General features: G+C 66.5%; 22 protein-coding genes and 1 riboswitch. Of the genes, 11 read left to right on the top strand and 11 right to left on the bottom strand.

From position 1 onward, the window contains the following. Positions 1–16 precede the first annotated feature (16 nt). Positions 17–1381 (top strand): glutamate--tRNA ligase, encoded by a 1365-nt coding sequence (gltX, locus tag CFB24_RS03875; protein ID WP_088519222.1) that lies wholly within the window; start codon positions 17–19, stop codon positions 1379–1381. Positions 1382–1398: 17 nt separating this feature from the next. On the opposite strand, the gene CFB24_RS03870 is transcribed toward gltX, so the two are convergent. Together CFB24_RS03870 and CFB24_RS03865 are read right to left on the bottom strand one after the other, a co-directional pair. Next, positions 1399–2343: a DUF2865 domain-containing protein gene (locus CFB24_RS03870; protein WP_088519221.1), complete on the bottom strand. Its 945-nt coding sequence runs from the start codon at positions 2341–2343 to the stop codon at positions 1399–1401. A gap of 9 nt (positions 2344–2352) precedes the next feature. Beyond that, entirely contained in the window at positions 2353–3726 is a 1374-nt protein-coding gene (locus CFB24_RS03865) for a class II 3-deoxy-7-phosphoheptulonate synthase (protein WP_088519220.1), read from the bottom strand. Positions 3727–3904: 178 nt separating this feature from the next. Between CFB24_RS03865 and CFB24_RS03860 the strand changes: the two genes are divergently transcribed. Both CFB24_RS03860 and CFB24_RS03855 read left to right on the top strand, forming a co-directional pair. After that, positions 3905–5269, top strand: a complete 1365-nt coding sequence (locus CFB24_RS03860) for a type 2 periplasmic-binding domain-containing protein (protein ID WP_088519219.1) — start codon at positions 3905–3907, stop codon at positions 5267–5269. 95 nt (positions 5270–5364) lie between these two features. Then, positions 5365–6813: a helicase HerA domain-containing protein gene (locus tag CFB24_RS03855; RefSeq protein ID WP_088519218.1), complete on the top strand. Its 1449-nt coding sequence runs from the start codon at positions 5365–5367 to the stop codon at positions 6811–6813. 16 nt (positions 6814–6829) lie between these two features. Here CFB24_RS03855 and CFB24_RS03850 read toward each other — a convergent pair whose 3' ends face one another. After that, on the bottom strand, positions 6830–7723 hold the full coding sequence (locus CFB24_RS03850) for a flagellin (RefSeq protein WP_088519217.1): 894 nt from the start codon (positions 7721–7723) through the stop codon (positions 6830–6832). A 346-nt stretch (positions 7724–8069) separates the two neighbouring features. On the opposite strand from CFB24_RS03850, the gene CFB24_RS03845 reads away from it, so the two are divergent. Further along, entirely contained in the window at positions 8070–8591 is a 522-nt protein-coding gene (locus CFB24_RS03845) for a CreA family protein (protein WP_088519216.1), read from the top strand. 148 nt (positions 8592–8739) lie between these two features. Next, entirely contained in the window at positions 8740–10230 is a 1491-nt protein-coding gene (locus CFB24_RS03840; protein WP_088519215.1) for an ABC transporter substrate-binding protein, read from the top strand. A 16-nt stretch (positions 10231–10246) separates the two neighbouring features. On the opposite strand, the gene CFB24_RS03835 is transcribed toward CFB24_RS03840, so the two are convergent. Both CFB24_RS03835 and CFB24_RS03830 read right to left on the bottom strand, forming a co-directional pair. Next, on the bottom strand, positions 10247–10603 hold the full coding sequence (locus CFB24_RS03835; protein WP_088519214.1) for a hypothetical protein: 357 nt from the start codon (positions 10601–10603) through the stop codon (positions 10247–10249). 142 nt (positions 10604–10745) lie between these two features. Then, entirely contained in the window at positions 10746–12218 is a 1473-nt protein-coding gene (locus tag CFB24_RS03830; protein WP_088519213.1) for a protein adenylyltransferase SelO, read from the bottom strand. Positions 12219–12579: 361 nt separating this feature from the next. On the opposite strand from CFB24_RS03830, the gene CFB24_RS03825 reads away from it, so the two are divergent. Beyond that, positions 12580–12957 (top strand): hypothetical protein, encoded by a 378-nt coding sequence (locus CFB24_RS03825; protein ID WP_141098341.1) that lies wholly within the window; start codon positions 12580–12582, stop codon positions 12955–12957. Positions 12958–12959: 2 nt separating this feature from the next. Here the strand turns inward: CFB24_RS03825 and CFB24_RS03820 are convergent, their stop codons facing one another. Together CFB24_RS03820 and CFB24_RS03815 are read right to left on the bottom strand one after the other, a co-directional pair. Further along, entirely contained in the window at positions 12960–16172 is a 3213-nt protein-coding gene (locus tag CFB24_RS03820) for an efflux RND transporter permease subunit (RefSeq protein ID WP_088519211.1), read from the bottom strand. After that, positions 16169–17149, bottom strand: a complete 981-nt coding sequence (locus tag CFB24_RS03815; protein ID WP_088519210.1) for an efflux RND transporter periplasmic adaptor subunit — start codon at positions 17147–17149, stop codon at positions 16169–16171. Before CFB24_RS03815 ends, CFB24_RS03820 begins: the two co-directional genes overlap by 4 nt. A gap of 59 nt (positions 17150–17208) precedes the next feature. Between CFB24_RS03815 and CFB24_RS03810 the strand changes: the two genes are divergently transcribed. The 4 genes from CFB24_RS03810 to CFB24_RS03795 are packed head-to-tail and all read left to right on the top strand — an operon-like array spanning position 17209 to position 19313. Further along, on the top strand, positions 17209–17559 hold the full coding sequence (locus tag CFB24_RS03810; RefSeq protein ID WP_088519209.1) for an ArsR/SmtB family transcription factor: 351 nt from the start codon (positions 17209–17211) through the stop codon (positions 17557–17559). Then, a complete protein-coding gene (locus CFB24_RS03805; RefSeq protein ID WP_425332088.1) occupies positions 17525–17920 on the top strand; it encodes a rhodanese-like domain-containing protein in 396 nt (131 codons plus the stop codon). The genes CFB24_RS03810 and CFB24_RS03805 overlap by 35 nt, the downstream gene beginning before the upstream one ends. An 18-nt stretch (positions 17921–17938) precedes the next feature. Beyond that, positions 17939–18286: a rhodanese-like domain-containing protein gene (locus CFB24_RS03800; RefSeq protein WP_088519207.1), complete on the top strand. Its 348-nt coding sequence runs from the start codon at positions 17939–17941 to the stop codon at positions 18284–18286. 1 nt (position 18287) lies between these two features. Further along, positions 18288–19313, top strand: coding sequence for a class I SAM-dependent methyltransferase (locus CFB24_RS03795; protein ID WP_088519206.1), 1026 nt, complete (start codon positions 18288–18290; stop codon positions 19311–19313). On the opposite strand, the gene CFB24_RS03790 is transcribed toward CFB24_RS03795, so the two are convergent. Beyond that, positions 19310–19744 carry a copper chaperone PCu(A)C gene (locus CFB24_RS03790; protein WP_088519205.1) on the bottom strand — a complete coding sequence of 145 codons (435 nt, stop codon included), beginning with the start codon at positions 19742–19744 and terminating at the stop codon, positions 19310–19312. The two genes, CFB24_RS03795 and CFB24_RS03790, sit on opposite strands and share 4 nt — an antisense overlap. Further along, on the bottom strand, positions 19741–20310 hold the full coding sequence (locus tag CFB24_RS03785; protein WP_088519204.1) for a Tll0287-like domain-containing protein: 570 nt from the start codon (positions 20308–20310) through the stop codon (positions 19741–19743). Before CFB24_RS03785 ends, CFB24_RS03790 begins: the two co-directional genes overlap by 4 nt. A gap of 204 nt (positions 20311–20514) precedes the next feature. On the opposite strand from CFB24_RS03785, the gene CFB24_RS03780 reads away from it, so the two are divergent. Further along, positions 20515–21012, top strand: a complete 498-nt coding sequence (locus CFB24_RS03780) for a GNAT family N-acetyltransferase (protein ID WP_088519516.1) — start codon at positions 20515–20517, stop codon at positions 21010–21012. 10 nt (positions 21013–21022) lie between these two features. On the opposite strand, the gene CFB24_RS03775 is transcribed toward CFB24_RS03780, so the two are convergent. Next, on the bottom strand, positions 21023–23053 hold the full coding sequence (locus tag CFB24_RS03775) for a TonB-dependent receptor plug domain-containing protein (RefSeq protein ID WP_088519203.1): 2031 nt from the start codon (positions 23051–23053) through the stop codon (positions 21023–21025). A 31-nt stretch (positions 23054–23084) separates the two neighbouring features. After that, a riboswitch (cobalamin riboswitch) is annotated at positions 23085–23300 on the bottom strand. 49 nt (positions 23301–23349) lie between these two features. After that, positions 23350–24735 (bottom strand): nicotinate phosphoribosyltransferase, encoded by a 1386-nt coding sequence (locus tag CFB24_RS03770; protein WP_088519202.1) that lies wholly within the window; start codon positions 24733–24735, stop codon positions 23350–23352. Positions 24736–24773: the final 38 nt, after the last annotated feature.

Raw genomic sequence — 24773 nt, 5'->3', positions numbered from 1 at the left:
GCGCTAAATACGCGGAATGACCGATCCCGTGAAATCGGGCGATTTCATCGCCCCCGTGGTGCGTTTCGCGCCCTCGCCGACTGGCCGCATCCATATCGGCAACGCCCGCACCGCGCTTTTGAACTATTTCTTCGCCCGCAAACGCGGCGGAACCTTCATTCTGCGCTTCGACGACACCGATTTCGAGCGATCGACGGAAGAATTCGCGCTGGGCATCGAAGTCGATCTGGCCTGGCTCGGCGTCACGGCGGACCGCAAGTTCCGCCAGTCCGAGCGATTCGCGCTGTATGACGCTGCGACGGAAAAGCTGAAACAGGCCGGGCGGCTCTATCCCTGCTACGAGACGAGCGAGGAACTGGAGCGGCGGCGGCGGCTGCAGATCGCTCGGGGCGCCCCGCCGATCTACGACCGCGCCGCGCTGAATCTCTCGGCGGAGGAGCGGGCGAATCTCGAGGCGCAGGGGCGGCGGCCGCACTGGCGCTTCAAGCTGGCGCCCGACACGGTGCGCTGGCGCGATCTGGTGCGCGGCGACAGCCATATCGACTGCGCCTCGCTGTCCGATCCGGTGCTGATCCGTGAGGACGGCTCCTATCTCTACACGCTGCCGTCGGTGGTGGACGATCTCGAATCAGGCGTCACCCACATCATTCGCGGCGAGGACCATGTCACCAATACGGCGGTGCAAATCCAGCTGTTCGAGACGCTGGGCGGCCGCGTCCCGCAGTTCGGCCACCACAACCTGCTGATCGGCGCGGACGGGCAGGGGCTATCCAAGCGCACCGGCGCGCTGTCCATTTCAGGCCTGCGTGAAGCCGGGGTGGAGACCCTGGCCGTGGCGGCGATGGCGGCGCTGACCGGCAGCGCGATTCCGGTGCAGCCGGTGCGCAGCCTGCCGGAACTGGCGGGCCTGTTCGATCTCTCGGCGATTTCGCATTCCAGCGCGCGGTTCGACGACGAGGAATTGAAGTCCCTGTCGCAGCGCGTGCTGCACGGCCTGAGCTATGATTCGGTGCGTGAGCGGCTGGAGGCTTTGGACATCGTCGGCCACAAGGCCGAGCCGTTCTGGCTGGCCGCGCGAGGAAACCTCGCCGTTTTCGCAGACATTGCGGATTGGTGGACGGTGGTCGCCGGCGAGATTCCGACGCAGCCGCTCGACGCCGATTTCCGCGACGCCGCGCTCGCCGCGCTGCCGGCGGAACCGTGGGACGAGACGACCTGGAGCGCCTGGACCGGCGCGCTGAAACAGGCGACGGGGCGGAAAGGCCGCGATCTGTTCCATCCGCTGCGGCTGGCGCTCACCGGCCGCGAAGCCGGACCGGAACTGGCGAAATTATTGCCGCTGATCGGGCGGCTGAAGGTTCTGGAGCGGCTGCGCGCCTGAGTTCCTCAGGCGCGTCGCTAAAAATCGCGGTCCGGGAACGGGCTGTCGAGCGGCGAGATCGCCGGCGGCGCCGGCTTGGCCTTCTTTTTCGGCTTGGGCGGCGCCTTTTCCACCAGTTTCGAATCGGGCTGGGCGCGCGAGCGGTCGTCGGCCTGTTTCACGGTTAGCGGACCTTCGCCCGGTCGCTCGCCGTCGATATCTGTGAGGATCTGATCGGCGCGGCCCAGAAGTTCGGCCCAGCCTTGCTGCGGTTTCTTGCAGGTGCAGGACGCGTCGAACTTTTTGGTGTATTTCAGCGCATTGGGCAGGTCGGCGTAGCGATCGCCCGACTCCGCCGACACAGCCGTGGAAATGTCGGCCCTCGGCGCGCGCGAATAGAGGCCGACCTCGGCGTTGGGGCAGGAGGCCTGGCAGAGGTCGCGCAGTTGCTCGGCGCGCCCGCCGCTCATGCTCGGCGTCAGCGGGAAGTAATAGCCGTCGCATTTGCGCACGCAGACCGCTTCGCTGCCGCCGCGCGCAAGACCGCCGCCGGTTTCGCGCGCCGGTTCGTCCCCGGCGGGCGCGTCGCCGCCGCAGAATTCGGCATATTGCCCGATCATCGCCTGCCGCCGGCCGCTGTCGGCGCTGCGCATGCGCAGCGCGTCATAGCGCGCCCGCATGCCGGCCAGCCTTTGCTTGATCCCGCCGCATTCGGGCGGTGGCGGCGAGCCGAAGAACAGGAATTGCTGGTTTTCGCAGCCGATGGCGTCGGCGCGGGCGGCGAGGCGCTCGATGTCCGCGCGCAATTGCGCCGCCGCCTGCGCCTCTCCCGAGTCGCGCGGCGCGGAATCGATGGCGGCGCGCAGGCGCTCGCAGTCGAGCGTCTGCGCGGAAGCCCCGGCCAAAGGCGCGGCGCACAGCGCGAGAGCGAGCCCGAGCCGGCTCAAGCGTCGCGCGACCTTTCCCGAGAGCGCCATGGTCATTCGGCGCGATTATTCCGCCGCATTGGCCGAAGACGAGGCCAGCCGGTCCCGCTTCAGCTTTTCCGCCACCAGGAAGGCGACCTCGATGGCCTGTTCGGCGTTGAGGCGCGGATCGCAATAGGTCATGTAGCGCGAGCGCAAGTCCGCTTCCGACAGGGCGCGGGCGCCGCCGGTGCATTCGGTGACGTTATTGCCGGTCATCTCCAGATGGATGCCGCCCGCATAGGACCCTTCGGCGCGATGCACGTCGAAGAAGCTGCGGATTTCCTGCACCACCTTGTCGAACGGCCGGGTCTTGTAGCCGCTGGCGGTGATGGTGTTGCCGTGCATCGGGTCGCAGGACCAGACCACCTTGCGCCCCTCGCGCTGCACGGCGCGGATCAGCGCCGGCAGATGGTCGCCGACCTTGTCGGCGCCGAAGCGCGAGATCAGGGTCAGGCGGCCCGGCTCATTGGCGGGGTTGAGCATGTCGATCAGCCGCAGCAGCCCGTCCGGCGTGGTGGAGGGGCCGCATTTCAGGCCGATCGGATTCTTGATGCCGCGCATATATTCGACATGGGCGTGGTCGGGCTGGCGGGTGCGGTCGCCGATCCACAGGAAATGGCCGGAGGTCGCGTAATATTCGCCGCTGGTGGAATCCACGCGCGTCAGCGCCTGCTCATAGCCGAGCAGCAGCGCCTCATGCGACGTATAGATGTCGGTCTGGCGCAATTCCGGGTGATGCTCGGGGTCGAGCCCGATGGCGCGCATGAAGCCGAGCGTTTCGGTGATATGGTCGGCCAGCTTGGCGTAACGGTCCGATTGCGGGCTGTCCTGCACGAAGCCGAGCATCCACCGATGCGCGTTCTCCAGATTGGCGTATCCGCCCGTTGCAAATGCGCGCAAAAGGTTCAGCGTCGCCGCCGACTGGCGATAGGACATCAGCTGCCGCCGCGGATCGGGCTCGCGCGCCTGGGCGTTGAATTCGATGTCGTTGACGATGTCGCCGCGATAGGACGGCAGCGCCACGCCATCAATGGTCTCGCTCGGGGCCGAGCGCGGCTTGGCGAACTGCCCGGCGATGCGGCCGAGCTTGACCACGGGCATTGAGGCCCCAAAGGTCATCACCACCGCCATCTGCAGGAAGACGCGGAAGAAATCGCGGATATTGTCGGCGGAATGTTCGGCGAAGCTCTCGGCGCAATCGCCCCCCTGCAACAGGAAAGCCTCGCCCTCGCAGACCTTGGCGAGTTCGTTCTTGAGCTTGCGCGCCTCGCCGGCGAAGACCAGCGGCGGGAAGCCGGAAATCTGCCTCTCGACTTCGGCGAGGGCCGCCTCGTCCTTATAGGTCGGGACCTGGACGATCGGCTTGGACCTCCAGCTCTCGGGCGACCAGCGTTCCATCTTCTCTCTCCGCGCGACGTCTCGCGTTCAAACCGTGGGAAATGGCCCTATACACCACAGACGGCGCGAGGCCAATGTGTCGGCTTTGCAAGACGGAAAGTGTTTTCCGAAAAGATCGTGGTTAAACCAAGACGTGCGGGCGCAAGACATTCAGGCCCCGGCGCCCCGGAGGTGAGGCATGGAGACATATGCGCAGCCGTCGGCGTGGAAGCCCGCGCCGCGCAAGCGCGTCGCGCTGGTCTGGCGCGTTCTGCTCGGCCTGGCCCTGTTCGCGCTGACGCTGCTGTCGGCCACGCTGGCGATCAAGGCGGGGCGCCTGTGGGTCGATCAGGTCAAGACATTGAAATTCTGCGTCGCGCGCGGCGGGGCGGACGAACGCTTCGCCGAGCGGCTGCAGCCGGTCCTGGCCGCCCACACCCAACGCGTCCGCGTCGTCGTCACGCCGGCGCCGGACGCCCCGGCCGCCTTCGAGCGCCACGAATGCGATCTCCTCGCCGCCCGCAGCGATGCGAAATTGCCGGCCTCCGCCCGCGCCCTCGCCATTCTCGAAAAAGACATCGTCATCCTGATCGCCCATCGCGGCAAGGCGCCGGAGACGGGCGCCGCGCTGCGCAACCGCAAGCTGATCCTGGCCCGGCCCAAGGCGGCCGACGAAGCCTTGCTGCGCGCCATTCTCGCCGCCTATGGCCTGCCGCAGGCCGACCGCCGCGTGATTGTTCCGCCGGACGGGGAGGGGGTGGAGAAGGCGTTCCGCGCCGGCGCCGCCAATGTCATATTCGCCGTCGTGCCGCAGTCGAAATTGCTGCAGGGCGACCTGCTGCGCGGTGTGACGCGCGAGAACAACGTTATTTTCGCCGATGCGCCGGAAGCGCCGGTGCTCGTCCGGAAAATCCGGGGATTGGCCGAGGAGACGGTGGAGAAGGGGCTGTTTTCGGGCGCCCCGCTGTTGCCGGGCGCGGATCTGTCCACACTCTCGCTGGAGACGCGTCTGGTGACGCGCGGAAGTCTGCGCGACGCCATCGCCGCCGAACTGACCCGGCTCATCCTGGAAAACAAGGGCGATCTGGCTCTGCCCGGCGAATTCGCCGACGCCATCTCCCCGCCCGACACCGACAAGAACGCGCCGCTGCTCGCCCATCCCGGCGCGGCGCAATATGTCGACGACGAGGAAAAGAGCTTCATCGATCTCTATGGCGATTATTTCTATCTCGGCGCGCCGGTGGCGGGCATGGTCGGCTCGTTCATGGTCTGGCTGTTCGGCCGCTGGACGCGGGTGTCGTCGCGCTCGGCCGGCGACCTGACGCAGCATGTGCTGGAGATCGCCGCGCAAGGCCGCAATGCCGAAACCCTCGCGGATCTCGAGGCCGCCGACGCCAGCCTCGACCAGATCCTGCACGAGGTGCTGATGGCGCTGCGCAACAAGACGCTCAGTCCCGAGGGGCTCGACGTGTTCCGGCTCGCCTATGAGCAGACCCGCGACTGGATTCGCGCCCGCCGCCACACGCTGACGCGGCTGGCCGAAACGCCGCAGGAGCCGGGCTAGACTCCATTTCCTGTGCATGGTTGCGCGAATGGCCTTGGACGGGCGCGGAAAAATGCTATCAACGCCGTCTCACGCGCAGCTTTTACGGGATACGGATGGGGCGTTCCATCGACATCGGCGCCGCCCAATTGGGCGCGCCGGCGCAGATCGATCTTGAGGAATTGCTCGCCACGCGCCTGCTGGTGCAGGGCAATTCCGGCTCGGGCAAGTCGCACCTTCTCCGCCGCCTGCTGGAGCAGAGCGCCGGGCTGGTGCAGCAGATCGTCATCGATCCCGAGGGCGATTTCGTGTCGCTGGCGGCGCGCTACGGCCATCTCGCGCTCGACGCCGCCGAATGCGAGCGCGATCTCGCCGTCATCGGCGCGCGGGTGCGCGCCCATCGCGTCTCCGTGGTGCTCAATCTGGAAGAGTTGGAGGTGGACGCGCAGCTCCGCGCCGCCGCGACCTTCCTCAACGCCCTGTTCGACGCCGACCGCGCGCTGTGGTACCCGGCCCTGGTCGTCGTGGACGAGGCGCAATTGTTCGCGCCCGGCGTGGCGTCGGACGGGTCGGACGAAGCGCGCCGGATGAGCCTCGGCGCCATGACCAATCTGATGTGCCGCGGCCGCAAGCGCGGCCTGGCGGGGGTGATCGCCACCCAGCGCCTCGCCAAGCTGGCCAAGAACGTGGCGGCGGAAGCCTCCAACTTCCTGATGGGCCGCACCTTTCTGGATATCGACATGGCCCGCGCCGCCGATCTGCTCGGCATGGAGCGGCGGCAGGCCGAGAGTTTCAGGGATCTGGAGCGCGGCTCCTTCATCGGACTGGGGCCGGCGATTTCACGGCGTCCGCTGCGGGTGAAGGTCGGCGCGGTCGAGACGGCGGATCGCGGCGCCGCGCCGAAACTGCTGCCGTTGCCGGAGGCGCACGAGGCCGAAGCCTTGCAGAACCTGATCCTCGCGCCCGGCGAGCCGCCGCCGCCGCGCGTGAGAAACGCGCCGAAGCCCGAGCGTTTGCAGGAGATTTTCACGCAGATCGAGGCGCCGCCGCCCGATATTGTCGCGGCCCCGCCGCCGGAATTGACCGCCCAGGAGCGCGAGGCGGCGATTGAAGAGATTATTGGCCAGATCGTCGGCGAGGCGAAAGCCGCGCAACAGGCGGCGGAGACGCTGCACCGCGATTTCCAGCTGCGCTGCCGCATCCGGCGCCTTGGTCCGGGCGCCCCCGATCTCGCGGACTTCCGCCGCCGCCTGACGATTTTTCGCGCCAAGCAGGCTTTTCCGGAGGCCGTGGATGAGGAAGGCTGGGACCGGGCGATCGAGCTGGCGTCGCGGCTGCCGGGCGACCTGCAGAGCGTGTTTCTTTATCTCAGCCGCGCGGCGGCCGCAGGGCAGCCCTGCCCGGAAGACGCCGAAATCGCCGGCTTTTTCGGCAGCGCCTCGCCCAGTCGGGCGCGGCGCATGTTGGGCCAGCTGGAGCAGAGCGAGTTGATCGTGGCGCGCACCGATTTCGAGCAACGCCGCATCATCGCCTTTCCGGAACTGGGGCTGGAAACGGCGGCGTGATCCGCCGCCGCGTTCCTCAGGCCGCGTTCTGCTGGAACAGCTTCAGCACATTGGCGCTGGAGCGGTTGGCGATGCCCTGCGCCATAACAGCCAGTTGCTGCTGCACGTTCTGGGCGCTCATCTGGGTCGATTCCTCCGCCATATCGGCATTGTCGACGCCGGCGGTGGCGTTGGCGAGGTCAATCTGGCTCGTGGCGTTGGTGTTGTAGGCCTGGCCGACCAGATTATTGAACGCGCCGACATTGCCGGCCACGCTTTGCAGTTGATCCTGCGCCGCGTTCAGATTGGCCAGGGTCTGCGCGATATTGCCGGGGCTGAGGTCGTTGGCGGTGAGGGCGGTCAGATCGGTGGCCGCGCCCGAACCGGAGGCCTTGGCGGCTTGGAACGTTCCGGTTCCCGCGCTATTGACCAGATTGCCGGCGGCGACGTTGACGCTGGCGGTTTGCCCGCCCTGGTCATATTCGCCGTAGCTGACGAGGAAGTTGTCGCCCTGGGCGCCGGTCGAACCGTCGAGCAAATTGACGCCGTTGAGGCCAGCCTGCGACACCGAGGAACTGAGCGCCTTGCCCTGCGCCTGCAACGATTGCAGGATGGCGTTCTGATCGCCGCCGCCTTGCAGCGCGATCAGATTGTTGCGCATGGCGTTCAAGGTGTTGGCGATGCCGCCGACAGCCGATTGGCTGGTCGCGGCCAGCGGCAGGGTCATGCCCTGCTGGCTGGTCATCACCGCCGACACGGCGCCGGATTGGGAATAGTTGGACGTCGCCATGTCCCAGAGCGCCGCATTGTCGCTGGCGTCGTTGATCGACTTGCCGGTCGAAATCTGCTGCTGCGTCTTCTGCAACGACGTTTGCGCGCTCGACGCATTGCTCGTGGCTTGAGCCGATGAGGGGCTCCAGGAAACATACATATTGGGCTCCACGGTCTGAATAGACGGCCGCCGGCCGCCGGAAACATCGCGCCAACCCCACAAGACGAGCCGGTGCGCGGTTGCCGAGCGCTATTCATGCGCGCAATCGTCGATTATTTCTACTTGAGGTGGAGGCGTTGTTGACGGCGTTGTAAATGCGTAAACTGGAAACACGTTAGAAATTTAGAAGAATTGGCACAAAAGGCCGCGCGAATGCTTGAGCGGCGCGCCGCCGTCGCGGGCGCGCGCGGAGGGAAATGACCGAGCGGAACGGCGACGTGAAGCGGGGGGCTTCAAATTGCGACGATTGCGCCTCATATAAGCGGTGCTTTTGGGAGCGCCTGAAATGAAACCTGTTCTTGCAAAATTGCTGATCTGCGCCGTGGCCCTGACTGGGCTTTCCGCCGCCGCGCGCGCCGCCGATGGCGGCCCTGACCTGATCTTTCGTAAGTCGACCGTGTTCAAGCTGTTGACGCCGAATGACAAGCTTGCGACCTACGCCATCGACGATCCCATCGTCAGCGGGGTCGCCTGCTATTACACCGTGCCGGAAAAGGGTGGCGTCGCCGGCATGTTCGGGGTGGCGGAGGAGCGGTCCGAAGTGTCGCTCGCCTGCCGCCAATATGGCCCGATCGCCTTCAAGGAAAAGACCAAGCAGGGCGATGTGGTGTTCCGGGAGGGCCGCTCGCTGCTGTTCAAGCGCATGCAGATCGTGCGCGGCTGCGATCCCAAGCGCAACACGCTGGTTTACATGGCCTATTCCGACAAGCTGATCGAGGGGTCGCCGCAGAACTCGACCTCGACCGTGCCGATCCAGCCCTGGGGCGGCGATGTTGCGCCGAAATGCGGCGAGTCGATCTCGGACTGACGCCGAACTCCCGCATAATCTGCTGATGCGAGCGCGCGAGCTTCCACTCGCGCGTTTTTTTTTGATTCGCGTTCGGATCTAAAAAGGTTGACGATCTGTTAACTTTTTAGTTTCATCACAAAAACTTCAGCAAAATCAGGGAGTAAGCATGCCCATACGTCAAGGCGGGCCAAGACGCGCGCGTGCGCGCGCGCCAAAATTCCTGTGTGCGATCGCCGGGTTCGTCGCGGCCTTGGCGATCCCGGCCGTCGAGGCGAGGGCGCAGAGCGCGTTCGTTATTCCCGGGGCGGCGCCGCTGTCCCCCGCCAGGCCCTTGCCGGGTCGGCCCGCGCCCGCCGCCTCCGATCCTTGCGCGGATCAGCCCGAGGCCTGCCGGGCCGCGCTGCGAAAACTCTCGGAGGGCTTGAGAGCGGCCGGCGACGTCCAGGCGCAGGCTGGCGGCGCCCAGGCGCCGGCTGGCCCGCCCCGCGCGGACACGGCGCCCGCTTATGGCGGCCTGCGCGAAGCGGCGGGCGCGGCGGATCTGCGTTTCGGCATGATCGTACCCCTCAGCGGGGCCAACAAGGAGTTCGGCTCCGAACTGAAGCTCGGCGCCGAAACCGCCTTCGATGTCGCCAATGAAGCCGGCGGCGTCAACGGCCGTCCGCTGCGCATCGTCGCCGCCGACGACGGTTACGATCCGCGCCGCACGCCCGACATCGCCAAGGCGCTGGTCGATAAGGACAAAGTCTTCGGCTTCCTGTGCAATTTCGGCTCCGCGACTTCGGAATCGATCCTGCCCTACGTGCTCGAACGCAAGCTGATCTTCTTCGGCGCCTTTTCCGGCGCGGGCCTGTTGCGGCAGCAGCCGCCGGATCGCTATGTCTTCAATTTCCGCGCCAGCTATGCGGAGGAGACCGAGGCCGCCGCGCGCTATCTGGTCAAGGTTCGGCGGATCGACCCGTCGGACATCGCCGTTTTCGCCCAGGACGACGCTTTTGGCGAAGCGGGCTTCGCCGGCGCGGAAAAGGCGATGCGTGCGATGGGCTCGCCCGAGCCGCTGCTGCATCTGCGCTACGAGCGCAACACCATCGACGTCGGCGCGGCGATTGACGAAATTCGCAAGCGCCAGAAAGCCAAGGGAAAGGGAAACGCGGGGCATATCAGGGCGGTGATCATGGTCGCCACCTATCGCGCCGCCGCCAAATTCGTGGAAAAGGCGCGGGAGGCCTTCCCGGACGTGATCCTGACCAATGTGTCGGCCGTGGGCAGCAACACATTCGCGGACGAACTCAAACTGCTCGGGGCGCGCTACATCAAGGGCGTGGTCGTCACCCAGGTCGTGCCCGACCCCGACGGTCATTCGTCCATCGCGCTGGAGTACAAGGCGGCGCTGGCCAGGTATTTCCCGCTGGAACACGCGGATTACGTGTCGTTCGAGGCGTATATCAGCGCCAAAGTGCTGATCGACGGCTTGAAGAAGGCGGGAGCGGCGCCGGATTCCGACAAGGTTGTCGCCGGCCTCGAATCCATTCGCGGCCTCGATCTCGGCCTGGGGCCGACGGTCAATTACAGCGCCAGCGAGCACCAGGCCGTTCACAAGGTCTGGGGCACGCAACTCGACGATTCCGGGCGTTTCCGCCCGATCGACCTCGAATAGGCGCGTCTGCGCAGGCTTAGTCGCCGCAGCTGATGAAGACGTCGTCCTCGCTGATCACCTGCGCCGGCGTCTCGCGGACGGCGGTGTTGCGGATCGCGCCGGTGATGTCCTCCGCCCGGCCGAACGTTTTGGCGACGCCGCTCCCATGCGCCTCGCACCACGCGTCGGCGACGATCTTGGCGCATTCCGCGCCGTTTTTGATGCAGTCGTTGACGCCGTAGCCGTCGGCGGCGCTGACGATGAAGCTGTTGGCGCCTTTGCCGGTCGGGGCGGCGCGCGCGCCGTGGTGCAGCGCGGTCAAAACAAACAGCCCGCCCAGCAGCGGGATCAGGATGCGCGGGAGAACATCATGTTCGAATTCGCGAAATTTCATCGCCTCGGCTCACAGGCTGACGGCGGCGCACGCCGTTAGATTAGCCTGAAGTTTTGCGCGCGATAGATGAAAAAAAGGTTAATTTTCTACTCCATTGCCCGGAGCGGCTCAGACTAAGCTGTTGATTTTCGTCCGCTAACCTTCATGTGCCACAGAAAGTCTCGTGGACGACTTGCTCGGGCCGGGGCGGCGTCTGCAGGTCCGCGTGCTCGGGCGCGAGGTCGAACGGGTGTTTCAGCGCCGCGCAGAGCCGTTCGAACGGGGCCATTTCGTCTTCATTCGCCGCGGCCAGCGCCTCCTCGACCCGATGGTTGCGGGCGATGATCTTTGGATTGGCGGCGCGCATCGCCGCCAACGCGGCGTCACGGTCGTTTTTGTCCAGCGCGGCGCGCCACGCGGCCAAAAATGCTTTGGTTTCCTCGTCGGGCGCTAGGCCGTCGGCTTCGGCTTTTCCCTCCGCGATACCGGTCAGGTGAAGGAAGAAATTGGTGAAATCGGCCTTGCTCGCGCCCAGCGCTTTCCACAACAGGGCGAAAATGTCCTCATTGTCGGGGGCGCCGGCGCGCAGGCCGAGCTTGCGCTCCAGCCCCATGCCCAGCGCCTCCGCATAGAGCGGCTGGAAGGTTTCGAGCGCTTCCTGAGCGAGGCGCAGCGCCCGCGCCGCGTCGGCGTCGAACAGCGGCAGAAGGGTTTCGGCGAGACGCGCGAGATTCCATTGCGCGATGGAGGGCTGGCGGTTGTAGGCGTAGCGGCCGGCGGCGTCGATCGAGGAATAGACCTGCCGCATGTTGAAGGAATCCATGAAGGCGCAGGGGCCGAAATCAATCGTCTCGCCCGACACCGCCATATTGTCGCTGTTCATCACCCCATGGATGAAGCCGACCAGCATCCATTGCGCGATCAGCCGCGCCTGCCGCGCGACCACGGCGCGGTAAAAGGCGAGATAGGGGTTTTCCGCCTGCGCCAGTTCGGGGTCGTGGCGCCTGATGGCAGCGTCGGCGAGGGCGCGGACGCGGATCGGCCCCTGGTCCTCCGCGCCATCGCGGCCGGCGGCGTATTGGAACGTGCCGACGCGAATGTGGCTGCGCGCCACGCGGGTCAGAACCGCGCCGGGGCGCGCGCCGTCGCGGAACACCGGCGCGCCGGTCGCCACCACCGCCAGAGACCGGGTGGTGGGGATGCCGAGGCCGGCCATCGCTTCCGACACGATATATTCGCGCAGCATGGCCGAGAGCGTGGCGCGCCCGTCGCCGCGCCGCGCGAAGGGCGTCGGTCCCGACCCCTTGAGATGAATGTCGTAAACGCGACCGTCGGGCGCGGCGATTTCGCCGACGATCGCGGCGCGGCCGTCGCCCATCAGCGGGTTCCACACGCCGAACTGATGGCCGGAATAGGCCAGCGCGATATTGCCGCGGCCGTTGGCGGGCGCGCCGCCCGAGAGCAGGTTCAGCAGGTCCGGGGCAACGGCGTCCTCCGCCATGCCCAGCTCCCGCGCCAGGGCGGCGTTGAAGGCGACCCAGCGCGGGCTGGGCGCGGGCGAGGGGGCGGCGGGTTTGTAGAAATCTCCGGGAAGCTCGAGGTAAAAGCTTTCACGAAACGGAATTTCCGCGCCCATTTGTCTGCCTCCGCCACGCCCGGGACATGGGGTGCGCGGCGCGGCGTTGCAAGCGCCGGGCCAGGGTTAACGGAACATGACCGGGGCCGATGCGGCGAGGGCGCCATTCCGGGAGCGCGGGATCAGGACGGGAACAAAACGCGCGCGAATCGGCGCTCCCGCTTAAGCCCATGACAAAGATGAACAAATCCTCTCGCGCATCACGGCGCGTCCGGCCCGAAACGGGATTTTGCGACCAGACCGGGACCGGAACCGGCACGAATCAGTTTTAGCGCCGACGCTCAAGCGGCGGCGGCCGTTGCCGCCGCGCCGCCAATGCGCCAAACTCAAGCTTGATTTCAACGGCTTTGCGGGAGGGCGCATGACGTCTCAAATCCTGGCGATGGTTTTTGTTCAATTGGTGGCGGCGGGTCTGGGCGGCTACGCCCTGACGCTGTGGTTCCTGAAGGCGCGCAACCTGACGGTGATCGGATTCCATGCGGTGGCCGGCCTCGCCGGGATCGAGACGCTCGGCGCCAATATAAGGCTTTCCGACCTGCCGGCGGACGCGCCGGCGCGCGGGATCGCGCTTCTGTCGCTGGAATTGTTCGGCGCGGCGGTGGTGGCCGGCCTTGTCAGCGCGCTGATCGGCAAGCGCCGCCCGCAGCTCGCCAATCTGCTGCTGGCGGTCCATGTCGTCGGCGCGCTGGCGGCCTTGTTCGCCGCCCTGTCGTTCGCCCGCGACGTCAGCGGCGCCTGACGTCACGCTGCGTCGTATTTGGGCCCGCCGCGCAGCACGACATAGATGGCCGGAATCACAAGCACGGTCAGCGCGGTGGAGGAGGCGAGGCCGAAAAGCAGCGACAGCGCCAGCCCCTGGAAGATCGGGTCGCTCAGAATCGTGACCGCCCCGATCATCGCCGCCAGCGCCGTCAAAAGGATTGGCTTGAAGCGGATCGCCCCGGCCTCCAGCAACAGCGCCTTCAGCCCCTGCGAGGCGTCGCCGTGGCGCACGAAATCCACCAGCAGGATGGAATTGCGCACGATGATCCCGGCGAGCGCGATGAAACCAATCATCGACGTCGCCGTAAAAGCGGCGTGGAACAGCCAGTGCCCGAATAGGATGCCGATAAAGGTGAGCGGCACCGGCGTCAGGATCACCAGCGGCAGCTTGAAGCTTCTGAACTGCGCCACCACCAGAATGTAGATGCCGACCAGCGCCGCCAGGAAAGCCGCGCCCATGTCGCGGAACGTCACCCAGGTCACCTCCCATTCGCCGTCCCACAGCAGGCTCGGCTTGCTCTCGTCGAGCGGCTGGCCGTGCAGGATGATCTCCGGCTTGGGCGTTCCCTCCGGCCAGTCCATTTTGTCCAGCGTGGCGTCCACGGCGAGCTGGCCGTAGAGCGGCGCCTCATAGGCGCCGGCCAGCTCCGCCTGCACCATTTCCGTCGCGCGGCCGTTGTGGCGGAAGATCGGGAAGGAGGACAGCTCCGTCGTCACGCGGGTGACGTCGCCGAGTTCGACGATGGAGCGGCTGCCGGGCAGGGTGTTGGCCGGAACCGGCGTGGTCAGCGCCAGCTCGTTCAGCTCGCGCTGGTTTTTTGCGAGCGCCAGCCGGATCGGCAGCGGCTGCCGGCCGCCGCGATGCGAATAGCCGACGACATCGCCGCCATAGAGTCGGCGCAAGGTGTCGAACACGTCGCTCTGCTGCACGCCGAAAAACTCCAGCGAGTCCTGGTCGATTTCGATGCGTTTGCGCGGCGCCTGCACCCCGAAGGAATCATCGACGTCGACGATGAAATCCGAGGCTTCGAACGCTTGCCGCACTTTGGACGCGACGGCGCGGCGGGTGGCGGCGTCCGGGCCATAGACCTCCGCCAGCAGCGTGGACAGAACCGGCGGACCCGGCGGCGGCTCGACCACCTTGAGCGAGCCATGCGCGGGCATGGCCAGGCCCTTGAGCCGCGTGCGGACGTCCAGCGCGATCTCGTGGCTGGCGCGCTTGCGCTTGTCCTTGGGCGACAGGTTGATCTGCGCGTCGCCGGTTTCCGGCGTTGCGCGCAGATAGTAATGCCGCACCAGACCGTTGAAGTTGAACGGCGCCGCCGTTCCGGCATAGGTCTCAAACGATTGGATTTCCGGCACGAACTTCAGGCGCTGCACGGCGTCGGCCAGCACGCGGTTGGTTTCCTCGACCGACGTCCCCACCGGCAGGTCGACGACCAAAGCCAGCTCCGGCTTGTTGTCGAACGGCAGCAGTTTGACCGTCACCAGCTTGAAATAGAACAGGCTGAGCGAGGCGAGGGTGGCGAGCCCGACCAGCGTCAGGAATTTCTTCGCCGACTTGCGGCTGCGCAGCACGGGTTCGGCGACGCGCCGATAAAACGCGCCCATCCGGCCGCCGCCGGCCGCCTCGCCGGCGTGCAGCGGCGCCCGCCCGGCGATCTTCAGCATCAGCCAGGGCGTGATGATCACGGCGGCGAAGAAGGAGAAGATCATCGCGGCGGAAGCGTTGGTCGGGATCGGCGCCATATACGGCCCCATCAGCCCGGAGACGAACAGCATGGGCAGCAGCGCCGCGACCACAGTGAGCGTGGCCACGATAGTCGGATTGCCGACCTCGCGCACGCCGTCGATGGCGGCTTGCACGCGCGAGCGTCCGTCGCGCATCGCCCAATGCCGCGAAATATTCTCGATGACGACAATGGCGTCGTCCACCAGGATGCCGATGGAAAAGATCAGCGCGAACAGGCTGACGCGGTTGAGCGTGTAGCCCATGATCCGCGCCGCGAACAAGGTGAGAAGGATGGTGGTGGGAATCACCACGGCCACCACCAAAGCCTCGCGCCATCCAATCGCAAAAGCCACCAGCAGCACGATGGAGACGGTGGCGAGGCCGAGGTGGAACAGCAGCTCGTTGGCCTTTTCGCTGGCCGTCTCGCCGTAATTGCGGGTGACCTTGACCTCGATGTCGCCGGGAACGGCGGCGCCCTTCAAATGTTCGAGCTGTTCGACGATGCGTTCGGAAATCACCACGGCGTTGGCGCCGGCGCGCTTGGCCAGCGCGATGGTCACGGCGGGCGCGGCTTGCAGCGATCCGTCGGCTTCGCGTGAAAAATGCGCGACGCGCGTTTCGTTGGGCTGGTCGACGAACACCACCTTGGCGACATCGCGCAGATAGACCGGGCGGCCGTCGCGGGTGGTGATCAGCAGATTGCCGATCTCCGGCAAGGTCTGCAACGTACGTCCCGCCAGCGTCTCCACCTGCAGGCCGGCGTCGCGCACCCGGCCGATCTGCAAGGCGCTGTTGGCGCCTTGCGCCTTGGCGGCAAGTTGCTGCAGCGTCACGCCATAGCGCGCGAGTCCGGCGGGGTCGGGCTCGATGCGGAATTCCTGCGCCTGATCTCCGACGAGATAGGTGAGCCCGACATCCTCCAGCTTGGCCAGCTCGGTGCGCAATTCGCGCGCGACATCGGTCAGCGCCCCGGCGGTCCAGCGGCTCGCGGCCTCCGGCTTCGGCGTCAGCGTCAGCGTGACGATGGCGACATCGTCAATGCCGCGCCCGACGATCAGCGGCTCCGGCACGCCGGCCGGGATGCGGTCCATATTGGCGCGGATTTTTTCATGCACGCGCAAAATGGCGGCGTCGGTGGAGGTGCCGACCACGAAGCGCGCGGTGATCACGGCGCGGTCGTCATAGGTCTTGGAATAGACGTGCTCGACCGCGTTGATGCCCTTGACGATGGTTTCGAGCGGCTCCGTCACCAGCTTGACCGCGTCTTCCGCGCGCAGGCCATTGGCCTGCACCATAATGTCCACCATCGGCACGGAAATCTGCGGCTCCTCCTCGCGCGGCAGGGTGAACAGCGCGAGCAGGCCGAGCGCCAGCGCGGCGATCAGCAGCAGCGGCGTCAGCGGCGAGGCGATGAAAGTTTGGGTGAGGGCGCCGGCGAGGCCGAGTTTCTTGTCGGTCATGGTGTCACGATCCGGTCTCCAGCCTTCAGGCCGGAAAGGATTTCGATTTTTCCGGGATCGGCGGTGTCCGTGAACACCACGGCGACGTCGAGCGGCCCCTCGGCGCGGGCGAGCTTCACATAATCGACGCCGGAGCGCGTGGTCACGGCGTCGCGCGGCGCGATCATCGCCTTGCGCTCGCCGACCGGGGCATAGATGCGCACGCGCTCGCCCACGAAATAATTGTCGATGTTCTCGACTTCCGCGTCGGCGATGACGCGGCCATTGTCGAGTTCGGGATAGATGCGCACGATCTTGCCCTCGCGCGACGGCCCGCCGGCGACGCGCGGCGCCACCGTCACCGGCGCGCCCAGTTGCAGCAGCGGCGCGTGACGCTCGGGCAGGGATAGCCGCAGATAAAGCGCGCCCGAAGCGACGCGCGCGATCGGCTCGCCGGGCTGGACCACGGCGCCGGGCACGACGCCGATGGTCAGCAGCCGCCCGTCCTTGGGCGCCAAAACCTCGCCCTCGCGGGTCTGCTGCGCGATCACGGCGCGCTGCGCCTTCATGGACTCGAGTTGGTGCGCCAGCACGTCGGCGTTGGTCTTGGCCTGATCATAGGCCGCCTTGGTGGCGAAACCCTTTTTCATCAGATCCTCGGCGCGTTGCAGCGCGACATTGGCGTTGTCCACCTGCGAGATCAGCGCGCTGATTTGCCCGTCGAGCGATTGAGCCTGCAGCGCCAGCTTCTGGTCGGCCACCACGGCGATGACGTCGCCCGCCTTGACCTGCGCGCCCTCGTCCACGAAGCGCTTGACGATGGTTCCGCCGATGCGCGTGCGCGCGGGCGCGATCTCGCGGCTCTCAGCCTGGCCGAAGATCGCTTTCATATTCGCGACCTGTTGCTCCGCCACCGTGAACTCCCCGGCGCCGGCGGGCAGGGCGGAGATCAGCAGCAGGGGCAGCCAGCAGATTTTGGGCGAGCCGAGTTGGGTCATGGCGGGTCCCTTTGGGGTCCAGGCTTTACAAATATTCGTATATATGAAATTAATAGCTAATGGCTGTCAAGCGCAACACATTCCCGGTCGAGGCGGCGAGCGAATTTGTGAAAAGCTTCGCCAATCCGACCCGGTTGCGCCTGCTGTGCGCCCTGAAGCACGCCGAACGCTCGGTCGGCGAACTGGCCGAAGCGGCAGGCGTTCCTGTCGTGTCGGCGTCGCAGCAGCTCGCCAACCTGCGGCGTGACCATCTGGTGGTGGCGCGCCGGCGCCATCAGGCGGTGATCTACCGCCTCGCCGACGACACGGTCAGCCGGTTCATCGAGGCGCTGGCCGATTGCTTCTGTCCCTCGCAACCCAACCATGGAGGCATGTGTGACCCTGACCCCCCCGCTCAAGAAAGGTTTTAAGCAGATGGTGGCGGAAGCCAACGCCGAGGTCGCGACGATCTCCGCGGCTGACGCCCTGCCGCTGGTGGGCGATCCCGCCGTTCTGTTCGTCGATGTACGCGAGGGCGGCGAAGTCGCCACGGGCGCGATCCCCGGCGCCTTTCCCGCCCCGCGCGGCTTTCTCGAATTTTTCGCCGATCCGGAAAGCCCGATGCATAAGCCCGAACTGGCCAAGGCCGCGCGCGTGGTGGTCTATTGCGCCAGCGGCGGCCGGTCGGCGCTGGCGGCGAAAACCCTCGCCGACATGGGCTATGCCGACGTGCTCAACCTCACGGGCGGCATTACGGCCTGGAAAGCGGCCGGCGGCCCGCTGACCGCTTGACCTGAAGGAGAAGGACCGATGTTCGGATGGCTGTTCGGCGGCGGGGGCGACGTCAAGACGTTCAACCCCGGCGAATTGCGCGACCTGTTGCGCGAGAAGGATTCGGCCTGTCTGCTGGTCGATGTCCGCGAGGACAGGGAATGGGCTGGCGGGCGCATTCCCGGCGCCGTCCATGCGCCGCTGTCGCGCTTCGAGCAGGCGGCGGCGGGCCTGCCGAAGGACAAGCCGCTGGTGTTTTATTGCGCCTCCGGCATGCGCTCCAAAACCGCTCTGCGCCGCGCCCGCGACATGGGCTTGATCGTCGAGGGCCATCTCGGCGGCGGCCTGATGAACTGGGCGCGCTACGACTATCCGGTCGTCCGCTGACATGACCGGCAAGGACGAGCTGAAGGCGCAGTTCCGCGCCATGGCGCGCGGCGCGCAAACGCTGGGCCTCGGCTATATCGGCGTGGTCAACGGCCTGTTCGCCGCGCTGCGCCGGCTCGACGCCGCCTCGGCCGACGATCTGGCGCAGACGGCGGGCATGGACGCCGGCTATGTCCGGCGCTGGTGCGACGGCGCCTACGCCTTCGGCCTGCTGGAGGCCGAAGGCGATCTGTTCGGCCTGTCCGAAATGGGCGCCGCGCTCGACCCCGAAATCGAGGGCACGCTGATGCCGGTGGCGGGGCAGGCGATGATGTCAATGCACATGGCCGAGCGCGCGGCGGATTTCATGCGCACCGGCGCGCGGCCCGGCGAACAGGTGATGTTCGAGCGTCCGACGCTGGGGCCGCTGTTCGGCGCCATGCTGGAGGCGTCGTTCACCCGCCTGTTCAGCCAGACCATCGCGCCCAGCCTGCCGGTCGTCGCCGAAATCGCGGCGCGCGGCGGTCTTGTGGTCGATCTCGGCTGCGGCAACGGCTGGTGTCTTCGCGCGCTGCTGCGGGACCGGCCTTTGCTGCGCGGCCTCGGCTTCGACGGGTTCGACGGCAATATCGCGCAGGCCCGCGCGCTGGCGGAAAAAGCCGGAATGAGCGACCGTCTTCGCTTCGCCCATGGCGACCTGCATGACGCGAAGCTGGAGGAAAAGGCCGATCTCATCGTCATGAACCGCGCGCTGCATCATGTCTGGGAGGCCGGTCCCCAAGAGTTTATGGCCAAATTGCGCGACGCCCTCAAACCCGGCGGCGCCGTCGCGATCTGGGAGCCGGACTGGCCCGAGGATCGCGCCCTGTTGCGCACGCCGGCGCGGCAAGGCTTCGCCTTCCAGAACCTGTCCGAGCATGTGCAGGGCAATCACCTTTTGCAGGCGACGGAGATTGCGGCGGCGTTCAAGGCCGCCGGCATGACGACGGAGATTTTCCGCTTCGCCGAGGGGCAGGAGGCGGTGATCGTGGCGCGCTCCGGCTGTTAGCGCGCCGGTCCGTCCTCGACCGTGAACACCACGGGCACCGCACCGGCGTTTTCGAACTCCAGTTCGCCGGAGATCCTGTCGCCGGCGACGAGCGGCTTTTTCAGATTGCGCAGCAGAATGTGATAGCCGCCCGGCGAAAAGGTGAAACTGCGGCCGGCGGGAATGTCGATGTTGTAGAGCCGCCGCAGATTGGGCACGTCCTGCAGGATGCGGATGCCCGCGATCTCCGTGGACAGCGCCGCATCGGTCTTCACGCCGACCAGATGGTCCACGGCGTTGGATTTGTTGGTGATCACGACATAGGCGCGACCGACCACAGCCTTGGGCGGCGTCGCCTGCGCCCAGGGATGATCCAGCAGGATTTCCCCTTGCGCGGCGCCCGGCGCCAGCAGCAGCGCCAGACAGGCCGCGGTGAACAGCCGGGCGCTCATGGCAGCGGCTTCGTCAAAGTGAAGACGCCGCGCATGTCGCCTTCCTTGAACCCGGTGGCCTGGTCTTCGGGATAGAGCGCGACGATCTTCCGCTTGAGTTCGGGCGCGACATTTTCGCCGTGGCAGGTCAGGCAGAGCTGGGCGGTGGGGATGGCCTTGATGAAGCGGAACGCCTTCTTGCCGTTCTGCTCGACCACTTCGGCGCTGACGAGATCGGCGGCCTTCTCGCCCTTGGCGATGCGCACGTTGAACGCCTCCATCGCCTTGCGTTCGTAATCGTCGGGCGCCGAAGCGGCGTTGCGCGGCTTGAGGCTGGTGCGCGCCACCGTCCAGCCGCTCGATTGCGAGAGTTCGGCGGCGATGACCGGCGCCTGTTTGGCGCAGACCTCCAGCGCGCCCTCGGCGCCGCCGGTTTCCAGCGCGGAGCCGAGCGCCGCCTTGAGTTTGCCCGCGTAAGCCTGAACGAGTTCGGCCGCCTTGGCCTTGTCGGGCGTCGGCGCCGTTTCGGCGCAGGCGGGAAGAGCCAGAGCCAGAATGGCGGCGGAGGTGAACGCAAAACGCGACATGGGCGTCTCCAATAGGGCGGGGTCGAGCGAAATCAGCGGGCGTCTCGAAAGCCGGGAGCAATTCCAGCGTGATAGCGTGGCCCTGGCCTGAAAGCAATATTATCTATATAAGTTTGAATGTGCGAATATGCCGCAGGCGCGCGGAAGCCGCTGCTGTGCGCCGGTTTGCGCCGGCGCGGCGGCTATGCGATGACGGATGACCACATGGGAGGACCGCCCTTGATCGCGCGTGAGACTGGCGCGCAGCCGCCGCGCCTGTTTCGACTGGGTCCCCAGGACGCCGACCGCTACGCCGATCATCTGCTGCGGCTGGACGACGAGGATCGCCGCTTTCGCTTTTTCGACGACGCGCCCGAATTCATGATCATGCTGCACGCCGGGGCCGCCGCCAGCGACGGCCGCATCGCGCTCGGCTTTGAAGAGGGCGGCGAAATCCGCGCTGTGGGCGAGTTGCTCGCTGATCCCGCGCGGCCCGAGGTCGGCGAACTCGCCTTCAGCGTCGAGAAGGGCTGGCGCCGCCATGGCCTCGGCGCCGCGCTGATGGGCGGTTTGATCGAAGCGGGCGCGCGCGCCGGCTTTTCCACGCTGGAGCTGGAATTTTTGGCGAACAACGCCGCCATGCAGGCGTTGGCGCGGCGGTTCACGCCCTCCATCGTCCGACGCGACGGCCGCGTTGTCGCGACCATCGCGTCCGCCGGTTAACGCGCGCGGCTCACCAGTCGAGCTTCACGCCGCCATAGACGGAGCGCCCGAGCCCGCCGTAATTGGCGATCTCCTGATAACGCGCGTCGGTCAGGTTCTCGATCCGGCCGAACACCGAAAGGCCATGATCGAGCTTGTAATTGGCGTAAACGTCGATCCGGGCGTAGGCCGGCAGCACGACCGGGGTCGTGACATAAGTGGCGTTGTTGAAGTTGGTGTCGGGATTGGCGCCGACAACGGTCACGCGCCCCTCCAGTTCGAGGCGGGGAACGCCGGTATAGATCAGCGCGGCCGAGCCCTTGTTGTGCGGGCGGCGGGCAATGACGTCGCCGGTGGCGAGATTGCGCGCGTCCATGTTGGTGTAGGACAGGCGCGCCCGCAACTCCTCTGGAAACACCACGGCTTCGGCCGAGAGTTCGAGACCCTGGATGCGGGAACGCCCGACATTGTAGTAGCAGCCGTAAATCTGCGAGGCCGTGCAGGTCGCGGCGTAGCCGTAATTGATCAGGTTGTTGTAGTCGCTGTTGAAATAAGTCGCCGACAGCGTCAGCCGGTCGTCGAACAGTTTTTGATCGACGCCGAAATCGTAGCCGATGCTGTCCTCGGGCCGCAGGTCGGGATCGCCATAGAGGCTGAAGCGCTGGTACAGCGACGGCGCCTTGGCGCCCGTGCCGACGGTTCCGCGCAGTTTGGTGCCGGTCTCCTCCAGTCGATAGGCCGCCGTCGTGCGCCAGGTGTTAAAGATCTTCACGCCGCCGGTGGCGTCCATGCGGCCGCCAAAGCTGATGTCGAGCCGGTCGAGCACGGTGAACTGGTGCTGGGCGAACAGCGAATTGGTGGTCTGCCGCGCCGAGAGCGTGACCTGATCGGCGGCGCCGGGCTGATCCTGGGCGGTCGTGCGCAGCGTTTCCGTCTCGGTCTTGCCTCCGAACGTCAGCAGGCCATAGGCGCCGAGCTTCACATCGCCCTGATATTCGGCCCCGTAGCGTCCGCCCTCATAGCCGATCTTGCAATCGCCGGGATAAGCGATTGTGCAGAAAACCTCGGTCTCCCAGACGTCGCGATGAGTGTTGTTGCCGAAAACGGTCAGGCGGCTGTGCAGATTTTTGTCGAACGCGTCGTCGTCGATGCGCAGATAGCCCTGAACGAGCGTGCTGAGCAGGCGGTTGAAGCCGCCATAGACGTCGCTGGGCGCGAAGGCGCCGGGATTGTCGAACCGCGCCCCGGTGTCATAGCCGTTGAACCCGCCGGTGATGACCAGATCGTCATTGACGCGATAGCGCAATTGCGCGGAGCCGCCGAGCTTGTTGGTCGGCTCCGAAACATCCGGCGCGGGGCCGGCCACGACGCCATAGCCATAGCTGAGCGGCCCCTTGACGCGATAGCCATAGCGCGCCGGCGCGTCGGCGTGCAGCGCGTCCACCGCGAAGGACCAGGACCAGTCTCCCACCGATCCCGATTCCTGCACGCGGCTGTGCACCGTGCCGTAACTGCCGCCCTCGACCGAGGCGGAGCCGTGCGGCGCGCCGTCGCCCTGTTTGGTGATGATGTTGATGACGCCGCCCATGGCGTCCGAGCCGTAAAGCGCCGATTGCGGCCCGCGCAGCACTTCCACGCGCTCGACATTGGCGGCGTTGAGCATGCCGAGATCGGCGAAGCCGTCGGTGCCGCTGGGATCGTTGATGCGGACCCCGTCGAGCATCACCAGCGTCTGGCCGGCGGTGGCGCCGCGCAGATAGACCGGCGTCACCGTGCCGACGCCGCCCGAGCTGTAGATGTCGAGGCCCGGCGTTCCCCGCAGCGCGTCGGCGAGGCCGGTCGCGCCGCGCCGCTCGACCTCGGCGGCGGGGATGACGCTGATGGCGCTGGCCGATAGCGCCAAAGGCTGCTCCGTTCGCGTGGCGGTGACGTCGATGTCGCCCAGCGCCACGAACTGGCTGTCGAGCGGCGCCTGTTGCGCGCGCGCGGCGAGCGTGGAAACAATGAAAAGCAGCGAGCCGCCAGCCAAAAGGGCCGCGCGACGCTTCGAGAGCGTAACCATGATGCCTCCTGCCGTCCCACCGACGGCTGCGGGGTTGTCGGACGCATCGGCCGGTCTCCTGGCTCACGACCCGTCTTCCGCCGCCTTCCCGGACCAGAGGTCCAGTGGCTGAAGGGCGGAAGGAAAGTCGCCTACAGTTGCGGGGGCAGCTGCGGTTTTGGACTTTTCTCCTGTTCAGAGATTTGTCCTGACCGCATTCCCGTTTCACCCCGGCCTGACCCGGGGCACCGATAACGTAAGCTTGTCGTAAAACGCGCACGTCCAGCGCGCAAGCGACGAGACGTCACACCATAGGCTTAGTTCGACTCGGTTCTCTCGCGGATTTCGCTGAAGCGCCAGCGCCGCAGCAATTGCCCGTCGCGCCAGACGGGGACCAGCAGGTTTGCCTCCGCCGGGCAGTTTTCCGCGCGAACGGTCTCAAATCCTTGCGCGCCGCGCCGCAGCGCCAGACGGCCGCGCTTCGACGCCTTGGCCGGATCGGTGCTCGGCGCCTTGTAGATGTCGCGCCATTGCCCGTCGATGCGGATCGCCGAGGCCTTCATGGCGAAGCGCAGGGTGTCGCGGTCGAGCCGTTGCAGCAGCGCCCCGCCCATGCCGAAAGCGACATTGTCGGCGGAAAAGCCCGCGCCTTTCAGCTCGTCCAAGATTTCGCCGATGCTGGCGACGTCGATCCCGTCGCCCTGGATCACGCGCACGGCGGGGTTGAGCACGAAAAACCCCTTGGCGTTGCGCCGCGCCCCGAATTTGTCGGCCAGCAGCGCCACGGTCTGGCGCACGATGGTGGGGGGATGACCGGAATCCGGCCTTACGACAAGCGTGCCTCCCATTTGCAGGACCTGATCGCGTAAAACGCCGCCCCAGATGTGCTCGACGGCGTTGAACAGGTCGTAGGAATCCGACACCACCGCGACGAGGCCGCCGCGCCTGCCGAACTTTTGCAGCATGTTGGCGTAGGCGTCCGCCTCGCCGTCGCGGCCCCAGGCGGTGATGGTCGAATGTTCCGCCGCCGGAATCGAAAATCCGGCCATCGGCTCGTCGTAATAACGCTTTGCGGCGGGCAGGGCGGCGAGCGTGTCCGTGCCGCGAAAATTCACCAGATGCGCCATGCCGCCGAGCGCGGCGCTCTCCAGGCTCGACACGCCGCGCGCGCCAAAATCGTGCAGCTTGAACGGCAGTTGCCCCTTCGGATCGTCCGATGTTTCTTCCAGCGCGCGGCGGATCACCTGCTTGCAGGCGTAGGAAATGGTCGCCACCGTGGTCGGATACCAGATCGCGCGCAGCAGGGCGGTTTCGAGATAGGAGGACAGCCAGTAAAACGCCGGATCGGTGTTGCGGATCTGCGCCAGCACGTTTTGCGGCGGCAGCACGGTTCCCTCGGGGATCGCGCTGATCTCGACCGGCAGCGCGCCGCCATGGCGCGCGACCAGATCGAACCATCCGTCGCGATGGAACGGCAGGCCGTGGGCGCTGGCGACCTCCTGCGCCGCCTCGACGTCGCCGCGCGTGACCGGCCTTGCGAGATGCTCCATCAGAAACGGCTGCAGGCCGAAAAACAGGATGGAGTCGAACGCGCCGCCTCGGCTTTCGACATAGGACGAAACTTCCTGCGCACCCGGCGGATATTGCAGCCAATGGCTCAGCTTATAGCTGTCCGTGTTGAGGATCGGGTTGAGATCGAACATGAGCCGCCGCGCTCCGTGCTGGCGAAAACCGTGGCGAA

The sequence above is a fragment of the Rhodoblastus acidophilus genome (assembly GCF_900187365.1).
Lineage (GTDB): Bacteria > Pseudomonadota > Alphaproteobacteria > Rhizobiales > Beijerinckiaceae > Rhodoblastus > Rhodoblastus acidophilus.
This window is presented reverse-complemented; position numbering and strand designations above follow the sequence as displayed.